At 67.3% G+C, this 22349-nt stretch carries 16 protein-coding genes; 4 read left to right on the top strand and 12 right to left on the bottom strand.

Features of this window, described 5'->3' with window-relative positions; all coding sequences use genetic code 11:
* Positions 1-214 precede the first annotated feature (214 nt).
* The 3 genes from C1O66_RS15180 to C1O66_RS15170 form a co-directional block, all read right to left on the bottom strand.
* Positions 215-3277: an ATP-binding protein gene (locus C1O66_RS15180; RefSeq protein WP_102768650.1), complete on the bottom strand. Its 3063-nt coding sequence runs from the start codon at positions 3275-3277 to the stop codon at positions 215-217.
* A gap of 62 nt (positions 3278-3339) precedes the next feature.
* A complete protein-coding gene (locus C1O66_RS15175; RefSeq protein WP_133155235.1) occupies positions 3340-4563 on the bottom strand; it encodes a hypothetical protein in 1224 nt (407 codons plus the stop codon).
* 212 nt (positions 4564-4775) lie between these two features.
* The gene (locus tag C1O66_RS15170) at positions 4776-5048 is read right to left on the bottom strand and encodes a hypothetical protein (protein ID WP_102768648.1); all 273 of its coding nucleotides are present in this window, start codon (positions 5046-5048) and stop codon (positions 4776-4778) included.
* A 289-nt stretch (positions 5049-5337) separates the two neighbouring features.
* Between C1O66_RS15170 and uvrA the strand changes: the two genes are divergently transcribed.
* Entirely contained in the window at positions 5338-8304 is a 2967-nt protein-coding gene (gene uvrA / locus C1O66_RS15165; protein WP_102768647.1) for an excinuclease ABC subunit UvrA, read from the top strand.
* A gap of 52 nt (positions 8305-8356) precedes the next feature.
* Here uvrA and C1O66_RS24110 read toward each other — a convergent pair whose 3' ends face one another.
* On the bottom strand, positions 8357-9157 hold the full coding sequence (locus C1O66_RS24110; protein ID WP_207795960.1) for an MHFG family PEP-CTERM protein: 801 nt from the start codon (positions 9155-9157) through the stop codon (positions 8357-8359).
* 309 nt (positions 9158-9466) lie between these two features.
* Here C1O66_RS24110 and C1O66_RS15155 point away from each other — a divergent pair, with 309 nt between their 5' ends.
* Positions 9467-9871: a response regulator gene (locus tag C1O66_RS15155; RefSeq protein ID WP_102768646.1), complete on the top strand. Its 405-nt coding sequence runs from the start codon at positions 9467-9469 to the stop codon at positions 9869-9871.
* A 131-nt stretch (positions 9872-10002) separates the two neighbouring features.
* Here the strand turns inward: C1O66_RS15155 and C1O66_RS15150 are convergent, their stop codons facing one another.
* The 6 genes from C1O66_RS15150 to C1O66_RS15125 form a co-directional block, all read right to left on the bottom strand.
* Positions 10003-10446 (bottom strand): SWIB/MDM2 domain-containing protein, encoded by a 444-nt coding sequence (locus C1O66_RS15150; RefSeq protein WP_102768645.1) that lies wholly within the window; start codon positions 10444-10446, stop codon positions 10003-10005.
* Between the two features lie 197 nt (positions 10447-10643).
* Positions 10644-11807, bottom strand: a complete 1164-nt coding sequence (locus C1O66_RS15145) for an alpha-hydroxy acid oxidase (RefSeq protein WP_102768644.1) — start codon at positions 11805-11807, stop codon at positions 10644-10646.
* Entirely contained in the window at positions 11804-12487 is a 684-nt protein-coding gene (locus C1O66_RS15140) for a Fe2+-dependent dioxygenase (protein WP_102768643.1), read from the bottom strand. The genes C1O66_RS15145 and C1O66_RS15140 overlap by 4 nt, the downstream gene beginning before the upstream one ends.
* 68 nt (positions 12488-12555) lie before the next feature.
* Positions 12556-14814: a TonB-dependent receptor gene (locus C1O66_RS15135; RefSeq protein WP_102768642.1), complete on the bottom strand. Its 2259-nt coding sequence runs from the start codon at positions 14812-14814 to the stop codon at positions 12556-12558.
* A gap of 203 nt (positions 14815-15017) precedes the next feature.
* A complete protein-coding gene (locus C1O66_RS15130) occupies positions 15018-15860 on the bottom strand; it encodes an energy transducer TonB (RefSeq protein WP_102768641.1) in 843 nt (280 codons plus the stop codon).
* Positions 15861-16152: 292 nt separating this feature from the next.
* Positions 16153-17118: a TerC family protein gene (locus C1O66_RS15125; protein WP_102768640.1), complete on the bottom strand. Its 966-nt coding sequence runs from the start codon at positions 17116-17118 to the stop codon at positions 16153-16155.
* A 417-nt stretch (positions 17119-17535) separates the two neighbouring features.
* Here C1O66_RS15125 and C1O66_RS15120 point away from each other — a divergent pair, with 417 nt between their 5' ends.
* Positions 17536-17895 carry a phage holin family protein gene (locus C1O66_RS15120; protein WP_102768639.1) on the top strand — a complete coding sequence of 120 codons (360 nt, stop codon included), beginning with the start codon at positions 17536-17538 and terminating at the stop codon, positions 17893-17895.
* 149 nt (positions 17896-18044) lie between these two features.
* Here the strand turns inward: C1O66_RS15120 and C1O66_RS15115 are convergent, their stop codons facing one another.
* Positions 18045-19676: a M48 family metalloprotease gene (locus tag C1O66_RS15115; RefSeq protein ID WP_102768638.1), complete on the bottom strand. Its 1632-nt coding sequence runs from the start codon at positions 19674-19676 to the stop codon at positions 18045-18047.
* Positions 19677-19845: 169 nt separating this feature from the next.
* On the opposite strand from C1O66_RS15115, the gene moaC reads away from it, so the two are divergent.
* Entirely contained in the window at positions 19846-20325 is a 480-nt protein-coding gene (gene moaC / locus C1O66_RS15110; protein WP_102768637.1) for a cyclic pyranopterin monophosphate synthase MoaC, read from the top strand.
* A gap of 104 nt (positions 20326-20429) precedes the next feature.
* Here the strand turns inward: moaC and C1O66_RS15105 are convergent, their stop codons facing one another.
* Positions 20430-22244: a PglL family O-oligosaccharyltransferase gene (locus tag C1O66_RS15105; RefSeq protein WP_243392812.1), complete on the bottom strand. Its 1815-nt coding sequence runs from the start codon at positions 22242-22244 to the stop codon at positions 20430-20432.
* Positions 22245-22349: the final 105 nt, after the last annotated feature.

Genomic DNA, 22349 nt, shown 5'->3' with positions numbered 1-22349 from the left:
AGGGATAGCCTGATCTTTACGGCGTGAGCCTTTTGAAATGAGCCAGGGGGGGGCTGCACGGCGGACTGTATGGGCCGCACGACTTGAGAGTTAGGCACTTTTCCCCGCCGGGGCGATCTGCGTTCGCTGCAAATCACGCGTCATGCCTATGCCAGAGCGGTCGGCCGCATCTGACCGATGCGCGGCCCGAGTTCGGCCCGCTACAGCAGTTCGATCAGAGCAGCTGCCGCAAGCCCCGCGCCTTCGCCAAATGCCAATCCATGCCCATGGCGAAGAAGGCGGCCTCCGCCTCGTCCAGCAGACCTCGGGCCGGCCCAGTTTCCCCGCGCTGCAGGGCCAGCTCGGCGGCGCAGAGTTCGGTGACGGCGCGTTCGTGCATGGAGCCGCGGCGCTGCGCCACGGCCTGGGCGGCGGCCAGGTAACGCATCACCCGCTCGGGCTGCCCCTGGCTTTGCGCCAGGCGGGCGGCGGCGCGGTAGGCCATGGCGACGCCGATCCAGTCGCTTTGCCGGGCGCGGCGCAGGGCCAGGGCCATGTGCTTGCGGGCCCGATCCGCCTCGCCTTGCTGCACCAGGATTTCGGCCAGCCAGCCATGGTTGAGTGAGCTGAACAGGCCACCGCCGCGCGGGGCCAGCCAGGCCACGGCTTCTTCCAGGGCCTGGCGCGCCAGCGGGCAGCCGCCGCCCATCCAGGCGCCGTAGGCCCCGGCCGCATGGCCCATGGCAAAGGTGAAGAGACTGCGCACCTGGGCGCCAACGCGGTGGGTCTCGGCCGCGCAGACCTGCGCCTCGGCCCAGCGCCCCTGCCAGAGCAGCACGGCCGCGCGCCAGCCCTGGATGGAGGCTTCGACGGCATGGTTGCTGCCTTGGACCAGGCTCAGCGCTTCTTCAAACGCGGCATCGGCCGCACCGAAATGGCCTTGGTCGCCCAGCACATAGGCCCGGCAGGCCAGGGAATACGCCAGGCCAATCGGTGGGCGGCGTGCACTGGAGGATGAGGCGCCGGCTTGCGGGCGCAGCTGGGCGATGGCCTGGTCGAGCAGCTGCAGGGCGGGCGTGTACTCGGCGGTGGCGGCGCGGATCTGGCCCAGGGTGCCGGGCATCTGGGCGAGCAGGGTCTGGTCCTGGGCGATCAGGGCTTGTTCCTGGCTGCGCAGGCACAGCTGCAGACCGGCCCGGGCCTCGCCCAGTGCGTAGCGCACATAGCCGAGCCAGTACTGGGCGCGTGCCATGGCCGTGGCGTCGCCGCTGAGGGCGGCCAGGCCGGTGGCATGCTGCAGCACGCGCAAATCGGCGCGCGAGGCGTCGAACACGCAGGCCATGCCGAAGCGGTGGGCGATGGCGATCCAGCGCCGGTGCACCTCTTCGCTGGGCGGCAGATGCTCGAGGGCGGCCAGGGCCGCGCGGTACTGCTTCTTGGCGCGGTCCAGGGCCGAGCTGGCCAGGGCCTGGTCACCAGCCTGCTCGGCATGGTGGGCGGCTTCCTGCCATTGACCGGCGGCGCCGCCGTGGTAGGCCAGCAGCTCGTGTGCGGGCTCCTGGCCACCCAGGGCCAGCTGGGCGCGCAGCTCGGCGGTGATGTGGCGGTGCAGGGCCTGGCGTTCGTGCAGGCCGGTGCTTTCGTAGATGACATCGCGGGTGATGCCGTGCTTGAACCGCAGCAGGCCCGGCTGCCCGGCCGGGAAGATGAAGTCCAGCTCGGACAGCTCCAGCACCACCGGGTCCTTCTCGCAACAGCCGCTGATGCGCTCGAACAGCCAGGTCGGGATGACCGCGCCGATCACCGCGGCCACGCGCAGCAGCTGGGCCTGGGCAGGCGGCAGGCGCGCCACCCGCGACTCGATCAGCGCGGCCAGCCAGGCATGGCCGCCGCTGGCCGGGTTCAGGGCGGGCGGCGCCTCCTCGGCGGCACGCAGCCCACCACTGCCGCGCTGGTGGGCCAAGGCGTGGCAGAGCTCTTCAATGAACAGCGGGTTGCCGCCGGCATGGCGCTGCACCTCGGCGCTGATGAAGGGATCGGTGCCCGGCAGCAGCTGGACGATGGCCTGGCGTGCCTCCTCTTCGCTGAGCGGCAGCAGCTCGTGGTGGTGCAGGGCCTCGTCGGCCTCGTGGCCGTGGTGGATGGGCAGCAGCAGGGCCGGGGTCTCGGTCACCACCGCAGGCCGGGTGGCGCTCAGCAGCATCAAGGGCAGGGCCCGGCGCTCGGCCTCGGCGCGCAGGCGGTGCAGCAAGGCCAGGCTGGCGTCATCGGCCCATTGCAGATCGTCGATCAGCAGCAGCAGCGGCCCCTGGCCGGCCAGTTGCAGCAGCAGCTGCAGCACGGCCTCCTGCCGCGCCTTGGCCGGGCCGCGCAGCACCGCATCGGCCTCGGCCGAGCCCTGGCGCTGCAGGGTGCGCAGCATCTGCAGATAGGGCTGCAGGGGTTCGGCACTGAGGTAGCTTTCGCAATAGCCGCGCAGCACGCGGCAGTCGCGGTCGGCGGCGCGGCGCAGGAACTCTTCGGTCAGCCGGGTCTTGCCCACGCCGGCGCTGGCGCGCAGGCTCAGCCACTGCGGCTGGCCGGCGCAGGCCTGATCGAGGCGCTGCTCCATCAGGGCCAGCTCGGCGACGCGGCCGACAAAAGGCGCCAGGCCGCGGCGCTTGCTGGCCTCAAAGCGCCGGCCGATGCTGACCTGGCCCAGGATGCTGTAGACCGCCAGCGGCGTTTGCCGGCCCTTGAGCGGGACCATCCGGCGTTCGCTGGTCTGGAAGAAGGGGTGCAGCGGGCCCAGGGTCTCGGCGCTGACCAGGATCTCGTCGGCACAGGCTTCGGCGGCCAGGCGAGCCGCGACATTGGGTGTGTTGCCGAGCAGCTCGAAGCGGCCGCGCATGGCGTCGCCCTCTTCGATCAGCACCATGCCGGCATGGATGCCGGTGTGCAGGCTCAGGCCCTGGCCGGCCGGCCAGGCGGCCGCGGCGGTCTGTGGCTTCATGCGCCGCACGGCCTGGTGCAGCTCCAGCGCAGCCTCGGTGGCGCGGCGGCCGTCGTCCTCACGGGCTTGCGGGTGGCCGAAGATGGCCAGCACGCCATCACCCTGGATGCGCACCACCGTGCCGCCGTGTTTGGCGATCAGGTTTTGGTAGAGGCCGCGCACCTCGGCCAGCATGGCGGCGTAATGCTCCGCCTCCATGGCATCGGACAGCCGGGTGGATTCCGACAGGTCTGAAAACAGGATGGTGAGATGGCGTCGCTGCCCGACGGCTTGTGGCACTGGGGCGCGATCGTGAGGGTCGGGCATGGCCTGGGCGCTTTGCGACTTCGCGTTGTCCGGCCATCCTACCGCTTGGGGATGGTTCGCAGTTAACAAACCGTAACAGGTGCAGGGAAAGCGGGCAGGTCTTCTTCGCGCAGACCCAGGTAGATCGGCTCCCCGGCACGCCGGTGGATGTTGATCTTGGCGTTGTAGACGCGGTGGGCGCGGCCGTGCTTGTCGAGGATCTCGAACTCGCTGATGCCGAACTCGCCCTGACCGTTCGGGCGGCCGGTCAGGTAGCAGGCGATCTCGTCGATCTCTGCGCCGGCCAGGCTCAGGCCGTTCAAGGCCTTGAGCGGGCGGCGGGTGCGCTCGACAAAATCGATGCTGGCCATGCGCTGCACCTCGCCGCTGTGCTCGTCGCGCATCAAGGTGTTGAACTTGCCCAGCAGGATCTGGCCCGGCAGGGCGCGTTCGATCATGCGCGCCAGCTCGATCGTGACCTGGCCGACCAAGTAGCTGAAGGAGGTCGGGTTCAGGCCCTCGGATTGGTAGAACTCGTAGTGCGAGCCGACATGGAAGGCTGCGCGCAGCAGGGGCACCGAGTTGGGCTGGCTGGCGCGTTCGCGGGCCAGGGCGTTGTCGGCCAGGATGAACTGCAGCAGCTGGTAGAGCTCGACATTGGCCTCGATGCCGCGCATGCGGTTCCAGATGTAGAAGCCATCGCCGGTGGTGGTGCGGGCGAAATTGATGTTGATCTCGCGATCCAGCAGCTTGGCATAAGCGGCATTGACGGAGCAGGACAGGCTGTTCAGCTGCACCACCTGCTGCAGCGGGCTGAGCAGGGAGAAGCCCACCGCGTCGAACAGGATCACCGCCCGGTCTTCCACCAGGCGGATGCCGTAGCGCGCAATGATGGCGGCCACCAGGTCCAGGCCCAGGCCGGCGTCGGGCGCGAAGGGCAGCTGGATGGTGTGCGGGCGCAGGCCCAGCTCGGCCGCGGTGCGCTCGAACTGATCGGCACTGAGATGGCTTTGGTGGGCCAGTAGCTCATCGAGCAGTTGGGCGCGGCGGCGCACTTCCTCGGGCGCCAGGCCCGGTGCCTGGGTGAACTCGGTCAGCAAGGGATGGGGGGCGACCAGCAGGTTCAGGCCCTGCGGCAGCGGGGTCCAGGCGAACACCAGGTTCTCGCCCAGGTTCCACAAGGCGTAGAGCAGCTGGTCCAGCACCACGATGTTGTGACGCACCTGGGCCTCGGCCAGCCCGGTGGGCAAGGCATAGGCCATGAAGCCGTCAAGCCATGATCTGCGCTTGCGGGATTCTTCCGTCACTCCAGCACCTCCAACGATTGTTGGCGGCATTGTCGGAGATGTGGCTCGCAAAATGGCCGAGCCGAGGCAGAGAAACACGGGGGTGCCTACGTCCATTCAGGGGGGACGGCAGCACCGGCCATGCGTCTATGGCTCGGCTCGGCAGGGTTCAGAGCGGTCGGTGGGGCAGCTGCCTCTGGCGGGGCATCGCTTCTGCATCACGTGGTCCCGTCTCAGCCGTTGCGACGTGCAGCCTTGGCATCGCTCTTGGCGGCAGCCAGCATCAGCTGCTGCATCTGGGTGTTGACGCTCAGGCCCGAGACCACGACGCGCGGCAGCTGCTGAACGACCGGGGCGGGGCCGGCGGACTTACCGGTTACGACGACGCGCGGCAGCTCGGTCTTGGTGGCGCTGCTGTCGGCGGCAGAGGCTGCCGTGGCGGCGAACATCAGGCTGGTGGCCAGGGCGGCGCTGGCGATGCGGATCAGGGTGGTGGTGGTCTTCATGATGAGTCCTGCTTTCTTTCTTGCGGTTGGCGAAGCGGCCCAGTGCTGCTTCGATGGACTCAGTATCGAAAACCCTAGGTCGCGCAGCCATGCCTGTGCGACGAACTGCGGCGGCAGGCGATTGAATCGCCGCCGGCGCCGACAAGGGGTTAACCCTAGGCGTGAACAACTGCCGTTCTGGCGCGATTTCCGGCCTGGAGCGGCCCGCCCAGGCCGCGGTGGGGCGCTGGGCGGCCGCCCGACCTATGATGGTGGGTTTTCCCGTACTGCGATTTGATTGCCGCCCACCATGACCCACGCACACGACCCTGCCGAGACCTTACGCCCCGCTGCCGAGGCCGGTGGCGTGCTGGACGGGCCGCTGATCCGCGTGCGCGGCGCCCGCACCCACAACCTCAAGAACATCGATGTCGACCTGCCGCGCAACAAGCTGGTGGTCATCACCGGCTTGAGCGGCTCGGGCAAGTCCAGCCTGGCTTTTGACACCCTGTACGCCGAAGGCCAGCGCCGCTATGTGGAAAGCCTGTCGGCCTATGCCCGGCAGTTCCTGCAGCTGATGGACAAGCCCGATGTCGATGTCATCGAAGGCCTGTCGCCGGCGATCTCCATCGAACAGAAGGCCACCAGCCACAACCCGCGCTCGACCGTGGGCACGGTGACCGAAATCCACGATTACCTGCGACTGCTCTACGCCCGCGCCGGCACTCCCTTCTGCCCCGACCATGATCTGCCGCTGGAAGCGCAAAGCATCGGCCAGATGGTGGACGCGGTGCTGGCCATGCCGGAAGACAGCAAGCTGATGCTGCTGGCACCGGTGGTGCGCGACCGCAAGGGCGAGTTCCTCGACCTCTTCGAGGCCATGCAGGCCCAGGGCTATATCCGCTTCCGTGTCGACGGTGTGACGGTCGACGCGCCCGACTTCCCGGCGCTGAAGAAGGCCGAGAAGCACGACATCGATGTGGTGATCGACCGCATCAAGATCCGCGCCGACAACGCCGACCAGCTGCGCCAGCGCCTGGCCGAGAGCTTCGAGGCCGCCCTGCGCCTGGCCGAGGGCCGCGCCCTGGTTGTGAACATGGACAGCGGTGCCGAGCAGATCTTCTCCAGCAAGTTCGCCTGCCCGATCTGCAGCTACTCCCTGCCCGAGCTGGAGCCGCGCCTGTTCTCTTTCAACTCGCCCGTGGGTGCCTGCCCGTCTTGCGAGGGCCTGGGCCAGATGACGGTGTTCGACCCCGAGCGCGTGGTCGCCTTCCCGACGCTGAGCCTGGCCAGCGGCGCCGTCAAGGGCTGGGACCGGCGCAATGCCTACACCTTCTCCATGCTGGAGGCGGTGGCGGCGCACTACAAGTTTGATATCGACCTGCCCTTTGAGGAACTGCCCGAGACGGCGCGTCAGGTGCTGCTGCATGGTTCGGGCACGGAAGAGATCCAGTTCGTCTACCAGGCCGAAAGTGCCTCGGCCGCCGGTGGCACGAAGAAGCGTTCGGTCAAGCGCTCGCATCCCTTTGAAGGCATCCTGCCCAATCTGCAGCGCCGCTTCAAGGAGACCGATTCCAGCGCGGTGCGCGAGGACCTGGCCCGTTACATGGCGCCCAAATGCTGCCCGCATTGCGAGGGCTCGCGCCTGCGCCGCGAGGCACGCCATGTGGTGCTGCAGCCGCACGACGCCGCGCCCGGTGCCAAGGGCCGACCGATTTACGAGGTGGAGCACTCCACCCTGCGCGACTGCCTGGACTACTTCGAAGGCCTCAAGCTCAAGGGCGCCAAGGCCGAGATCGGCGACAAGGTGATCCGTGAGATCAGCTCGCGCCTGCGCTTCCTCAACGATGTGGGCCTCAACTACCTGAGCCTGGATCGCAGCGCCGACACGCTTTCGGGCGGCGAGGCCCAGCGCATCCGCCTGGCCAGCCAGATCGGCTCGGGCCTGACCGGCGTGATGTATGTGCTGGACGAGCCCAGCATTGGCTTGCACCAGCGCGACAACGACCGCCTGATCGCCACCCTGCGCCGCCTGCGCGACCTGGGCAATACGGTGATCGTGGTCGAGCATGACGAAGACGCCATCCGCGCCGCCGACTATGTGCTGGACCTGGGCCCCGGCGCCGGCGTGCATGGCGGCCGCATCATGTCCCAGGGCACGCCCAACCAGGTGGCGGCCGATCCGGCCTCGCTGACGGGGCGCTATCTCTCGGGCGCCGCCTGCATCGAAGTGCCGCGCGAGCGCCACCGTGTGCCGGCGACGGCAGTTCATAAGAGCCTCAAGATAGTCAATGCGCGGGGCAACAACCTCAAGGGTGTGACGGTGGAGATCCCGGTCGGCCTCTTGACCTGCGTGACCGGTGTGTCCGGCTCGGGCAAGAGCACCTTGGTCAACGACACGCTGTACACAGCCGTGGCGAAGAAGCTGTACCAAAGCCATGCCGACCCGGCGCCGCATGACGAGATCGAGGGCCTCGACGCCTTCGACAAGGTCATCAATGTGGACCAGTCGCCGATCGGCCGCACGCCGCGCTCCAACCCGGCCACCTACACCGGCTTGTTCACGCCCATCCGCGAGCTCTTCGCCGAGATGAACACCGCCAAGGAACGCGGTTACGGCCCGGGCCGCTTCAGCTTCAATGTGGCCGGCGGCCGCTGCGAGGCCTGCCAGGGCGACGGCGTGCTCAAGGTCGAGATGCACTTTCTGCCGGACGTCTACGTGCCTTGCGACACCTGCCAGGGCAAGCGCTACAACCGCGAAACCCTGGATGTGCTCTACAAGGGCAAGAACATCACCGAAGTGCTGGCCATGACGGTGGAGGACGCCCATCCCTTCTTCAGCGCCGTGCCCTCCCTGGCGCGCAAGCTGCAGACCCTGCTCGATGTGGGCCTGGGCTACGTCAAGCTGGGCCAGAGCGCCACCACGCTCTCGGGCGGCGAGGCGCAGCGGGTCAAGCTGGCGCTGGAGCTGAGCAAGCGCGACACCGGCCGCACGCTCTACATCCTGGATGAGCCGACCACCGGCCTGCACTTTGCCGACATTGCGTTGCTGCTCAAGGTGCTGCACCAGCTGCGCGACGCGGGCAATACCATCGTCGTCATCGAGCACAACCTCGACGTCATCAAGACGGCCGACTGGCTGGTGGACATGGGCCCCGAGGGCGGCTCCGGCGGTGGGCAGCTGCTGCTGGCGGGCACGCCCGAGGAACTGGCTGCGCACGAGGGCAGCCACACCGGGCGCTATCTGAAAGCCTTGTTGCCCAAGAAGCGCGCCTGAGCGTGGTGTTGGCGCTGCCGGCTGACGGCGGCGCCGACGGATGAACTCAGGATCAGCGCTGGCGGCGCTTGGCCAGGAAGGCCAGGGCCAGCAGTCCGCCGGCAAACAGGGCCCAGCTTTCGGGCTCCGGCACGGCTGGGGTGGTCACCACGATGCTGGGCGGCAGCGAGGGCACGTTGAAGCCTCCCACCGACGGGCCGGGGTTGTTGCCACTGAAGGTCGGCGGATTGCTGGGCACCAGGGCACCGGGCGTGGCGCCACTGCCGCCATCGAAGCCGGTGTTGGCGCCGCTGGCCAGCTGGGCAAAGCTGTTGCGGCCGCTGTCCGGCGCGCCGCCCCCGAGGGCACCGGCCGCTGGCGGGTCCATCTCCAACTGGCTTTGCGGGTCATCGATCTCCTGCGCGGCCGAGGCGACATTGGTGGCCGCCGCCGGCGCCGAGGCACGCGGTGTCATGCGCTGGATGCGGCTGACATTGCGGCAGACCGTGGGCACCAGAATGCACTGGCCCTCTTCGCAATAGACCAGGCCACGTTCTTCGTACTTCTGCGTCCACTTGGCGCGGCTGACCGTCTTGCAGACGTTGTTGGCGCCGAAGTGCATCTCGCTGATGGTGCTGCCGTAGATGGCCTTGCTGCCCTTGATTTCGTCGCGCTGGATGCTGACGATCTCGTCGTAATCGCGCTGGGCCATGCGCGCCTTGAGTTTGGCGCGCACCGGGGCGGGGATGTCCCGGTAGCGGTCCACGGCCGCGACCACATCACCCATGAAGGGGTTCACGCCGGGCCGATCCCACGAGCAGTGGGGCAGCGTGGCGCCGGATGCAGCAAGAGCGAGCGTGGCAAGCAAGGGCATGGAGAAAGGTCCGTTGAGCGGGGCTGGGCCGGGGTCAAGCGTGAAAAAATGCCGCGGAGGTCGCGACTGCGATTCACTGTCAAGAGTGTAGTAACCCTAGGTTGCCCGAGCGGGCGGGGAACCCCCTTGACTGGTGGGTGCCGCTGCCGCGGATTTCACGAATCCATGCCACTTGTGGGCTGCGCTCCACGTTGAGCTGCCCTGGCCCCGGTTTTTTCACCGGGCTGCAGGGCGCTGGCGGGTCAGGGCCGGTTTCGCTGCTATCGTTCGTGGCGCAACGCTGTTTCTTGCATTCCCAGCTTTCCTGCCATGTCTCCAGCCGCCAGCCTCCAGGTGCTTTACGTCGAGGACGATCGCATCAACATCGTCCTGATGGAAGAGGTGTTCCGGCGCCTGCCTGGTTGGAATCTGCACTGTGCCGAGGACGGTGAGCAAGCCCTGGCCCTGCTGGCCGAGCGTGCACCCGAGGCCTTGCCCGATCTGCTGTTGATCGACATGAACCTGCCCGATATGAGCGGCCTGAGCCTGATCGAGGCCTTGCGGGCTGACCAGCGCCTGGCGCCCCTGCCCTGCGTGGCCCTGTCGGCCGATGACCATGCCAGCCAGGTCGAGGCCGCGCGTGCCGCTGGCTTCAGCGATTACTGGGTCAAGCCCATCGATGTGCTGCGCCTGAGCGAGGCCTTGCAGGCCACGGCAGCGCGCCTGTCTCGCTGAAGCAAGCGTTCGGCGCACAGACGCCAGCGCCCCTCGGTCGGCCAGACGAAAAAAAGCCCGGCATGCCGGGCTTGTTCATGTCTGCAGCATCGAGGTGGTGGCCGCTTGAGCCGGCCGCCACCGCAGGCGCATCACTTCAGGTGGCTGTTGATCAGCTTGGTCATCTCGAACATATCGGCCTTGGCCTTGCCGAAGATTTCCTTCAGCTTGGCATCGGCGACGATGATGCGCTTCTGCACTTCGTCCTGCAGCTTGTTGGCCTTGATGTATTCCCAGACCTTCTTGGTCACATCGGTGCGCGGCAGCGGAGCTGCGCCGACGATGGCGGCCAGGGCGGCGCTGGGGGTCAGGGCTTTCATGAAGGCTGCATTCGGAGTGCGCTTCTTGGCGGGCGCGGCTGCCTTCTTGGCAGCAGGCGCCTTCTTGGCCGGAGCAGCTTTCTTTGCAGGAGCTGCCTTCTTCGCCGGCGCAGCAGCCTTTTTGGCGGCGGGCGCCGCGGCTGCTTTCTTTGCCGGAGCGGCCTTGGTTGCCGGAGCCGCCTTCTTTGCGGGTGCGGCCTTCTTCGCAGTTGCCATTTCAATTCTCTCCATCAAAAGTTGTTGATGTGCCGGGTCCGGGTGAAGGCCGCATAAGCCTTCATTTCTCTCTAGCACCGAGCAAGGATGATGGTACTGCGCACCTATGGCATTGAGAAGGCTTTGCCAGGGGGAGAAGTGCTGATCTCACGCGGAAAAGACGCTTGTTTACCCTCGGTGTCGCGGGCTTGCGTCATTCAGGGCCCGCCACTGCGCGTAAACCCGGCGTCTGCATCGGCGCGCCAGAGCTGCGAAGGGCCGATGTCATCGAGGGTCTTGCAGCCGCACAAGGCCATCGCGATCTCGAATTCATCGCGCAGCAAACGCAGCGCGCGGGCCACGCCGAGCGCGCCCGCGGTGGCCAGGGCATGGATGTAAGGCCGGCCTAGCAGCACGGCATCCGCCCCCAGGGCCAGTGCTTTCAGCACATCGCTGCCGCGGCGGATGCCGCCGTCGACCAGCAGCGGCAGCTCAGGGCCAACGGCCGCACGCACGCGTGGCAGCAGCGCGGCGGTGGGCGGCAGCGTGTCCAGCGTGCGGCCGCCGTGGTTGGAGACGATCAGGCCGGCCACGCCGCGCGCCACCGCTTCTCGCGCATCCTCGGGGTGGTTGGCGCCCTTGAGCAGCAGGGGCAGATGGCTGTGCGCGCGCAGCCAGTCGATCTCGGCCCAGGTGGCGGCGCGTGGCATCAGGCCGTCGAACAGCTCGCTCTGGCCCGGCTGCAGGTTCAAGGGCTTCTTGATACCGCCGAGATTGACCGCTCGGATGTCGGCCGGCAGCGCGAAGCCGGCACGCCGCTCGCGGTCGCGTGCGCCATGCACGGGCGCATCGACGGTCAGCACCAGGGCCTGGAAGCCCGCCGCTTCGACCCGGCGCAGCAGCTGCAGCATGAAGTCGCGGTCGTCGCGCCAGTAGAGCTGGAACCAAAGCGGGCCGCTGCTCGGTTCGTCGTGAAAGGCTTGGGCAATCGCCTCCATCGGCATGCTGGACTGGGCGCTCAGCACCATGCCCGCTTGCTGCGCGGCCGCGGCGTAGGCGCTGGCCAGCTCGCCATCGGCATGGGCCAGGCGCTGGTAGGCGATGGGGGCCAGCAGGATGGGGTGGGCCAGCGTGCGGCCCAGCAGCTCGCTGCGCGTGTGGCCACCGGCCAGATCGCGCAGCACGCGCGGCTGCAGCTGGAGGGCGTCCCAGGCGCTGCGGTTGCCGCGCAGCGTGATCTCGTCGCCGGCGCCGCCGTTCAGATAGGCCCAATGCTCGGGCGCGACGGCGGCCTGGCCATGGGCTTCGAAGTCGGCGAGGTTGGCGATGCCGGCCGGGATTTCTTGCAGCGGCGAGAGCTTCGGCTTGGCGTCGCTCCTCATGTGTCGGCCCACATGCGCAAGAGGTTGTGGTACGTGCCAGTCAGCTGGACGGCGGCGTCACTCTCGCCATGCTCGCCGCGCAGCTGCATCAAGGCCTGGTCCATCTCGAACAGCAGGCGGCGCTGCTCGTCGCTGCGCACCATGCTCTCGATCCAAAAGAAGCTGGCCAGGCGGGCGCCGCGCGTGACCGGCTCGACGCGGTGCACGCTGGTGCCGGGGTAGAGCACGGCATCACCCGCGGCCAGCTTGACGCGCTGTTCGCCGTAGGTGTCGGCAATCACCAGCTCGCCGCCCTCGTACTCCTCGGGTTCGCTGAGGAACACCGTGCAGGAGATGTCGGTGCGCACCCGCTGGCCCGTGCCGGGCACATAGCGGATGGCCTGGTCGATGTGTTTGCCGTAGGTGTTGGCCTCGCCGGCATAGCGGTTGAACATGGGCGGCAGCAGGCGCTTGGGCAGGGCGGCAGAGAAGAAGGTCGCGTGGCCCTCCAGCGCCTTCAGCAGCAGGGTTTGCAGCGCACGCGCCGATTCGCTGCCGACCGGCAGCTGCTGGTTGTTCTTGACCTGTGCGGCCTGCGCGCCGGCGGTGAGGCGGCCGTCTTGCCAGTCGGCCTGGTCCAGCAGATCGCGGGCCTGCTTCAAGTCAGCAGGGCTGAGGAGCGCGGCGATTTTCAACAGCATGGTGATCGGGGTGAAAAAGAAAAGGCCCGAGCGAACCCGGGCCTGTCAGATCAGACACTGACCATGGGTCAGAACTTGTAGCTGCCGGTCAGGGCAAACGTGCGGCCCTTGCCCGGCACATAGTGTCCGGTGTAAACCGTTTCGGCGTAGAGCTTGTCGGTGACATTGTTGACGTTGGCGCGCAGCGTCAGTTTGTCCTTGAGCAACTCGTACTCAGCCAGCAGACCCAAAGTGGCGAACTTCGGCACATAGAAGCCCGGGTTGCGGTTGGGCTGGTAGCCGCTGCGTGCGGTCACACCACCGCCGACACGGATCTGAGGGGTGATCTTGTAGGTCGTGAACACGGTGCCCGAGTGGCGCGGCGTCATCGAAGGACGGGTGCCCTGGCCTTCGGCGCCGGGTGCGCCGATGTCGATGTTGGCGTTCGGGATGTAGGTGTAGGACGCGAAGATCTCCCAATCGTTGTTGATGCGGCCCATCACGTCGTACTCAAAACCTGAGGCATGGCGCTTGCCCGACAGCGTGACCAGATTGGTCAGCGGGTCGGTGTTGCGCTCATGGGTCTTGGTGCTGCGGAACAGGGCGAAGCGATGGCTGAGCTTGCCGTCGTTGGTTTCGATCTTGGCACCCAGTTCGATGTTGACGGCCTTCTCCGGCGGGATGCTCGCGTTCTGTGCGCTCAGCGAGTAGGTGTCACCCGAGGTGTTGAAGGAGGTGGCTCCGCCGAAGTGGAAGGACATGGTCTCGGTGGGTTGGAACAGCACGGCCGCACGCTTGCTCCACTGGCTGATGTTCATGCGGTAGCTGCTCACCGTCTCCGGGCCGGCCGCCTGGCCGGGGATGGCGAAGGTTTCGTAGTCGCCACGCACCTTGTCGTAGCGCAGGCCGGTCAGGAGCTTCCATTGCGGGGTCAGCGCCAGCAGGTCCTGGGCGTACACACCGTAGGCACGCGAGGTGTACTCACTGGCCTTGCGCATGACGCGCTGGGATTCATCGATCCAGGCGCCGTCGTTGGGGCGGCCGATGGTGGTGGTGGGCTTGCTCAGATTGACGCCGCCCTGCGCAGCGCTGCGCGCGGCAAAGACCTGCTTCTTCTCTTCCGAAGCGTCGGCACCTGCTTGCACCTTGTGCTCCAGGCCCAGCCATTTGAACTTGCTGTCCAGATCGCTCTGCACGCTCAGGGTTTGCATGTCCTGGGTCTTGAGGTGAGTGCCGCGGCTCAAGACGGTGTTGGGGCCAAAGGTTTCCAGTGTGACGGCCTTGCCGCCGGGTTGCAGGCTGGCGCCAGCAAAGCGCACCGTGCCCGAGCGTTGGTCGCGGGTGTAGTCGGCCTTGCGCACGGTGGTCACCAGCTCGGTGTTCTGGTCGAAGCGATGGATGTGCTTGAGCACGGCCCAGCCGGCGCTGCCCTTGTTCTTGTCGCTGGCCATGCCGTAGTGGTTGCTGGGGTCGATGGGCAGCAAGGTGATGTCGGCGGTCGGCGACGTGGCCGTCGGGCGGATCCAGGGCATGCCGTAGTTCATGCCGTTCTCGTTGTTCAGGTAATAGGCGCTGAAGGAGAACTCGTCGCGTTCGCCGATGCCCATGCGGTAGTTGCCGGCAATGCCTTGCTTGTCGATCTTGGCACCGGCGCCGTCGTTGTCGGCGGCGTTGAACATCACGCCGACACGCGCGGCCGAGGAGTCTCCGAGGCGCACATTGAAATCACCCACCGTGCGCACCATGCTGTCGCTGCCGACGCTGGCGCTGATTTCGTTGGCGTCGATCAGGCGTGCTTCCTTGCTGACTTGATTGACCGCACCGCCGGTGGAACCACGGCCGAACAGGAGCGAAGCCGAGCCGCGCAGCAGCTCCACGCGGTCTTGGAAGAACACGTCGCGCTCGTAGAAGGCCGGATCGCGCATGCCGTCGATGAACACATCGCCGCTGGCCTGCAGCGAGAAGCCGCGCAGCTTGATGTCCTCTTCGCCACCTTCGGCGGCCATGAAGGTGATGCCCGCGGTGTTCTTCAGCACGTCCTTCAGATTGTCCAGATTGCGGTCGTTCATCAGCTTCTCGGTCACCACGGTGACGGATTGCGGAATGTCACGCAGCTCCTGTTTGCCTTTGCCGATGCGGCTGTCAGTGGCTTGGTAGGCGTCCTTGCCGGTCGGCTCGGCGCTGGCCTTGGTGCGCACGATGGGCAGGGCGTTCTCGGTCTTGGCCGCTTCGGCTGCGGGCGCGGGGGTCTGGGCCAGGCTGGCGCTGGCCAGGCCGAAGCCGGCGGCCAGGGCGCCCAGGGGCAGCAGGGCTTGACGGTGCGCGGGGCGCGACTTGGTGCGGGACATGAATGAACTCCTGACGAACTAAGGATGGATGTGGAACATGGCGCAGCCCGACCCGGGGCCAGGTGGGCCTCGGGAGCGCTGCGAATCTGTGTTGCGTGGCGGGCTGGCTCGCGGCTGCGAGCTGGCTGGCTGGAGGATGAGGAAACGATGGGTGAGCCATGGCCCGCAGCCTGCGGCTTGGAGCTCAGGGCAGGTGCAGGCGGCTAACGCTCCAGCTCATAGGACAGCAGGGCGGTGGTTTCCCACTCGACCGGCTGGCCCTGCAGCAGATAGGGCGAGAAGCGGGCGCTACGGATGTCTTCCAGCGCGGCCCGATCAAGGCGCTCGAAGCCGGAACTCTTCTTCACCGCGGCTTCCTTCAAGCGGCCCTGGGCATCGACCAGGATGCGCAGGTGCACGATGCCTTGCTCGCCCGCACGGCGCGACAGCAGCGGCATGTTCAGACGCGGTTCGGCCAGATAGCGCACGGCATTGGGCGGAATCTGGTGCACGGCAGGCGGCGCCGGTGGTGTCACCACGGCCTGTGCAGGCGCGGGGTTGGGTGCGGCGGCAGGCGCTTGGGCCGGAGCGCGGGCGGCCGGCGGCTCGCTGCTGATGACCTGGGCGGCCATGGGGGCCGGGGCGGTGATGGGTGGCGTCACTAGCGGCGGGATCACCGGGGCCGGCATGGGCGCCAGCTTGGGCAGCTGGGGGGCTGGCGGCGTCGGCAGCGGCGTTGGCGCCGAGTGCTTGGGGGTGATCAGGCTGACCTGGATCGGCGCGGGCTTCTCTTGCACAGGCAAGGTTCGACGCACCATCAGCCCGGCGCCGAACAGCACATGCAGGCCCAGCACCGCCAGCAAAAAGCCGCGCTTGCGGCGCGCGGCTTGCGGGTCCACCGGCAAGCCACCGGACCCGGGCGCGAAGGCCCGCCTCGAGTTCTCGTTCAGAGTCTCGGCCGCTGGGCTGATGGCCGAGGCCGCCGCCTTGTGGCCCGCCACAAAGCCGGCCTGACCGGCCGACGCGGAGGCGCCGAGGGAGATGGGGCTGAGGAGTGCGGAGGTCACGGGGCGGTGAGGCTGAACGAAAACAGTGAAGAGCGAACTGGTGACGGGGTGTCCGTCGATCTGGCAAGAATCTTAACACTAATGAGAACAATTCTTATTTGATTCGAAGGCTATGAGCCATACGGCGGCCCGCGAGTGTTGGGAAATGGGCACGCGCTGTGGCCAGGGCGAACGCGCCTCGGGTCGGGCGTTCGGCCATAAAAAGACCCCGGGCGCGGGCAGCGGCCGGGGTTTCGGGGGGAGGCGCCGCCTGCGTGGCAGCGGCGCCCTTGCGCCGGTGGCGCTTCTGGGTTTACTCGGTCTTGGTTTCGATCCGCGGTGCGGTCCGCAGGCTCAAGACCATGGTCACGGCCAGGATGGCCACCACCACACCCAGGGAGACCAAGACCGGGATCTTGAACACATCGATCAGCATCATCTTGGTGCCGATGAAGGCCAGCACCACGGCCAAGCCGTAGCTCAGCAGGTGGAACTTGGTCGCCATCGCTGCCAGCAGGAAGTACATCGCACGCAGACCGAGGATGGCGAAGATGTTGGAGGTCAGGACGATGAAGGGGTCGCTGGTGATGGCGAAGATGGCCGGGATCGAGTCCACCGCAAAGATCACGTCCGTCATGCCGACCAGGGCGATCACCAGCAGCAGGGGCGTGGCCAGGCGTTTGCCGTTCTGCACGGTGAAGAAGCGTTCGCCATCAAAGTTGGCGCTGACCGGCATGGTGCGACGCAGCAGCTTGAGGGCGGGGTTGGCTTCCAGGTCCGGCTCCTGGCCGGCGGCCCACCACATCTTGATGCCGGTGATCAGCAGGAAGGCACCGAAGACATAGAGCACCCAGTGGAACTCGGCGATCAGCCAGCCACCGACCAGAATCATGACTGTGCGCAACACGATGGCGCCGATGATGCCGTACATCAGCACCCGCTTCTGGTAAGCCGGCGGCACCGAGAAGTAGGTGAAGATCATCAGGAAGACAAAGATGTTGTCGACCGCCAGTGATTTCTCGATCAGGTAACCGGTCAGGAATTCCAGGGCCTTGGTGTTGGCCAGCGCGACATCACCGGAGGTGTCTTTGACGGCCCACCAGAACAAGCCGTTGAAAGCCATGCTCAAGGCCACCCAGACCAGGGACCAGTTGATGGCTTCCTTGACCGAGACCTCATGGGCGCCCTGCTTGCGCAGCACCACAAAGTCGACGAAAAGGGCGACCAGGACGGACCCGCCGAAAAAGATCCACAGCCACAGGGGCGCAATCGTGCTCATGAAGAAGAGACTCCCGCAAGAAGTGTTGAACTCAGCCGAACACCGCTCCAGACCGACCCAAGAATAGGGCCAAACCAGGGCAGGAACAGCGCGTGTTGCACCGAAAGGTCTTGCGGGACGGGAGGTGTTGTCGGACCCGGACGGTCTCACCTTCCAGCTGCGGGGCCCGGGTGTGTGTTTTCAACTTCCGCTGAAAGACACACCGTATTGACGGACCGTCGCCACGGCATGGCGCCGTGTAGCTACTCCCCTTTCGGATGGCCGCGATTCTGCCCGAGTTTGGCAAGACCTGACACATCACTCGGATTCTCCGGTGCACAAAGTCATGATTCCTGCGCGCCATTGGGTTTAATCTCGCCCCGAGTCCGCCGTCTCGCGGCGGGCCACCTGCGACGAGCCCACCCACCACCTTCGACCATGTTCAAAACCCTGATCCGCTGGCTTTTGCTTGCCGCCGCCTTGCTGCTGGTGGCTCACCTCTACCCCGGCGTCACCGTCACCAGCTTCACCTCGGCCTTGATCGCGGCTTTTGTGCTGGGCCTGTTCAACACGCTCTTGCGGCCCATCCTGGTGCTGCTGACCCTGCCGGTCACCGTGATCAGCCTGGGCCTCTTCCTCTTCGTCATCAACGCCCTGATGTTCTGGGCCGCCGCGCGCCTGCTCGAAGGCTTTGCGGTGGATGGCTTTTTCGCCGCCCTGGTGGGTTCGCTGATCTACAGCCTTTGCGGTATGGGTGTGGATGTGCTGATGGAGCGCATCTTCCCGCCGCAGGATTGAGAGCTTGTGAATTTTTTGCTGCGCGACTGCCATGCGTCGTTGGTCCGGTGCTCGGAATCCTAACGTACAGAGGGTACGTTCCGGTTCCTGCGCTCCGTCCGCCTAGCCTGACAGCCGCTCGCTACAAAAATTCTCAATCTCTTCGGCGCTCAGGGCAGCTCGGCCCCCGGCGGAATGCCGCGCGGGTACATGTCCGACAGGCGCTGGCGGCGCTCGTAGAGCATGGTGCGCAGGCGCGCATCGATGACCGAGGCCTCGACCGGATCGGCATCACGCTCGCGCGACTGGCGCAGGCCCGAGCGCATGCGGTCGATGGCGCCGCGCAGATCGCCCATGGCATAGCGCGCTTCGCCCTGGGCACGCACAGCGCGCAGGGGCTGGGCCAACTTCTCCCACAGCAAGCCCAGCTGGGTCCAGGCCAGCACATCCTTGGGGTTGAGGCTGACCCAGGTTTGCAGCTCATCGGCCACTTCGCGGGCCGAAGCCGGCCCGCTCTTGTCCACCAGGGCCAGTTGCGAGCGCTCCATCAGCTGCGGCCTGCTTTTCTCCTTGGCGCTGGCCAGCACGGCAAAGCCGTCGGCCGATTGACCTTGGGCCTGCGCCAGCTCGGCACGCAGGAAGCGCAGCAGGCGCGCGGCCTTGGGGTCGTTGCCCAACACTTGCAGCTGTTGTTCGGCGCTGGCGAGTGCGCGCGCGGCGCGCGGGAAATCGCGCATCTTGATCGAGGCCAGGCAGCTGGCATAGCGCGCGCTCAGCTGCTCAAAGCCGCGCCCGACGGTGGGGCCGCGCGGCTCGCGGGCACCGGCATCGAGGTTCTGCAGCTGGGTCCAGATTTCGGCGCGCGGGTCCATCAGCACGCGTGAGCGTGCGGCCATCAGCGCATGCTCGGCCTGGTTGATTGGGCGCTGGAACTCGCCCGTGCCCAGGCGGGTGCGGGCGTCGCCAATGCGTTCGCTGGTCAAGGGGTGGGTGCGCAGATAAGGGTAGCTGCCCGAATCCATCAGGTGGTGGGCCTGCTCCATCTTCTCGAACATGCTGAACATGCCCGAGGGCGCAAAGCCCGCTTCGCTGAGCACGTTGAAGCCCACCCGATCGGCCTCGCGCTCCATATCGCGCGAGAAATTGAGCGAGGCCTGTGCGGCCAGGGCCTGCGGGCCGACGATGGCGGCATTGGCCGCGTCGATGCTGCCGCTGCGCGAGGCTGCGATCAGGCCGGCCAGCATGGCCGCCATGGCCAGCATGCTGTTGCGCGAATCGCCGGCGATGCGGCGGGCGATGTGGCGCTGAGTCACATGTGAAAGCTCATGCGCCAGCACCGAGGCCAGCTCGTCGCGCGAGTGGGTCATGGCAATCAAACCCAAGTGCACACCGACAAAACCACCGGGCAGGGCGAAGGCATTGACCGAGCGGTCGCGCACCAGAAAGATCTCCCAGGCGAAGCGGTCCACCGTCTCGTCGCTGATATGGCCCAGCAGTTTGGCCGTGGTCACCAGCGGGTTCCAGATGCCGAGCAAGTACTCCTGCAGCAGCGGGTCGTCGAGGTAATCGGGGTCGGGGCGGATCTGGCCCATGACCTGGTCGCCCAGATTGCGCTCCGCCCCCACATCGAGATCCTGCGACACCGAATCGCCCAGCGCCGGCAGCGCCACCTGGGCCTGCCCGGCCGGGCTGCTGGCCAGCAGGCAGCAGGCCGCCAGTGCCAGCAGGCTGCGGCGCCAACGCGGGGCAGCGCCCGGGCGAGACAGGGAAGCAAGCGACAGTTTGTTCTTCAGGATCATCATCGGGACAGCAATCTCCGGGGCCACCACCGTGCAGCGCGCGGCTCACTATGATGCCGCTTTATCGATGCCCCGCATTGCCCGATTGTTTCCGGTGCTGCGAGCTGCGCCCACTGGGGCCATCCTTCATGCCCTGCTTTTCGGTTTCTTCTCGACTGCGACCGCCCCTGCCATGAACTCTCCACTGACCCATTTCGACGCCCAAGGCCAGGCCCATATGGTGGATGTGGCGGCCAAGGATGTGACGCACCGCATTGCCCGCGCCCGCGGCCGCATCGTCATGCAGCCCGCCACCCTGGCCTTGATCACCAGCGGCAGCGCCAAGAAAGGTGATGTGCTGGGCATCGCCCGCATCGCCGCCATCCAGGCCGCCAAGCGCACGGCCGACCTGATCCCCCTGTGCCACCCCCTGCCCCTGACCCGCGTGGCCGTGGAGTTCGAGATCGACACCGCCGAGAACGCCGTCCACTGCAGCGCGCAGGTCGAAACCCTGGGCCGCACCGGTGTGGAGATGGAAGCCTTGACCGCCGTGCAAATCGGCCTGCTCACCATCTACGACATGTGCAAGGCCGCCGACCGCGGCATGGTCATGGGCCAGATCCGCGTGCTGGAGAAGCAGGGCGGCAAGAGTGGCGACTGGGTGGCGGCCTGAGCCCGATGCCAGGCCCAAGCTTGATCAAAGCCTTGAACGCACGCCACTGATTCAGGCGGCTCAGCCGTCATGTGAACGCAAAAAGCAGCGCGGCACGCTGCACCTCAGCGCATCTCCCGCCAATCGATGACGCGGCTCGGAGGGCTGCACTGGAAGGGCGCTTCGGCCGGGTCGAAGCCGGGCTGATCGCATTCGCCCAGCCAGTCGTCGGCGGCGCTGTTGCGGAACTCGCGCAGGCGCTGCACCACATGGCGGGCACGCTCATCGTCGCCGACGGCGTGCAGGGACTTGGCCCAGGCCATCATCAGGCGCACATCGATCAGGTTGTGGGCCGTCTGCCGGGCGGCGGCCAGGGCGGCGGCGCTGGGCGGGGCGCTGGTGGCGGCGGCGTAATCAGCCTGCGTGGCGAAGAAGACCGAGGCGCGGCCGTCCTCGATGCGCTGGCTCAGCGGTTTGGCATCGGCCGGCGGCACATAGATGGCCACCACGCGCAGATAGTCCCAGACCGCGAACAGGCTGCCCGCCAGCAACAGGGCGCCGATCAGGCCGACGCCGCGCAGGCGCGGGGCGGTGTCCCTCGCATCGGCACGGTCCGCCGCCTCTGGCGCATCGCGGCCCACGGCCAGGCCCAGCATGAAGGCCGTGGGCAGCAGGAAGTAGGCGTACCAGAGCGGGTACTCGAGCAGGCTGTGCAGGCCGATCATCAGCACGCCCATGAAGGCGCAGCGGCGCGCCACACCCTCGGCGCCCAGGCGCTGCCAGCTCAGGGCCAGGGCGCGCCACAGCGCCCAAGCGAGCAGGCCCAGGATCAGGGTTGCCGCCGGCAGGCCCAGGTCCACGGCCAGCTGCATGGCGATGTTGTGCGTGTGGTCGAAGAAGGCCACCGGGCGCTTGGGGAACTCGCTCATGCTCCAGGCCAGGTTGAACTCGCCCCAGCCCACGCCCGTCAGCGGGTTGAGCTTGAGCAGCTCCCAGGCATTGAGCAGGATGGCGATGCGCGAGGGCGAGCCCGCGCCCTCGGCCAGCCGTGACTCGGCGCCGAAGGCATGGGCGCCGTGGCTGGCCCAGACCGACATCAGCCACCAGCTCAGGCCCAGCATCAGCGGCGTGGCCAGCAGGCTGAGCTTGCTGGCGCGGCTGAGCTTGCGGTCCAGCGCGCCCCACAGGGCCAGGATCAGCACGCCGATCATGCCGGTGCGCGAGGCCGTCAAGACCACGGCGAACACAAAGGCAAACAGCAGCACCGGCAGCACGGCGCGGCGCGCCGCCGTGTTGCGGAACAGAAAGCTGAAGCGATCCTGGTTGCCCAGGTAGACGGCCGCCACGCAGGCCCACATCAAGAGGCTGGCCAGATGGTTGGGCTGGCGCATATTGCCCACCGCGCGGCCGGGGATGCCCGAGCGCGCGATCACATGGCCATCGGCCAGCTGGGGCGCAAACACCTGCACCAGGCTGACCCCCAGGCTCAGCAGACCGGCGGCCAGCAGGCCCCAGCACAAGGCTTCAAACCAATCGGCGCGCTGCCCATCGCGCAGGCCTTGCGCCACCCAGACCAGGCCCAGCGCCGCGGCCAGCATGCCGCTGTTGGCCAGGGTCAGTGAGAGTGGCAGGCCGGCCCAGGCCCAGCTCACCCAGGGCGCTGCCACCAGCAACAGCAGGGCCCAGACGGCCGGCCCCTGCTGCCGGCTCAAAGCGCCTGCGCCCAGCTCGGCCCGCAGGGCCAGCAGCACCAGGCCCCAGCCGCCCAGGGCAGCCAGCTGGTTGAACAAGGTGGCCGAGGGCGTGAGGCTGTAGGCCAGCAGGGGCGGCAGTGCATTGGCCAGCAGCAAGGCCAGCACGCTGTAGGGGCCGATCAAGGCGGTGGGCGTTGCGCTCGGCACAGCGTGGCTGGCGGAGGTGTGGGCAGAGGCGGTCGACATGGGGCCGAATCATCACATGAGTGCGCGTGGCCGCAAGCCGGGCCGCCCCCAAGGAGCTACTAAGATCCAAAGACGCTGGCGCTGCCAGCCCCCCGCTGGAGCGCA

This window comes from Paucibacter aquatile (genome assembly GCF_002885975.1).
Taxonomy (GTDB): domain Bacteria; phylum Pseudomonadota; class Gammaproteobacteria; order Burkholderiales; family Burkholderiaceae_C; genus Paucibacter_A; species Paucibacter_A aquatilis.
The sequence above is the reverse complement of the archived record's forward strand: the minus strand, read 5'-3'. Positions and strand labels throughout refer to the sequence as shown.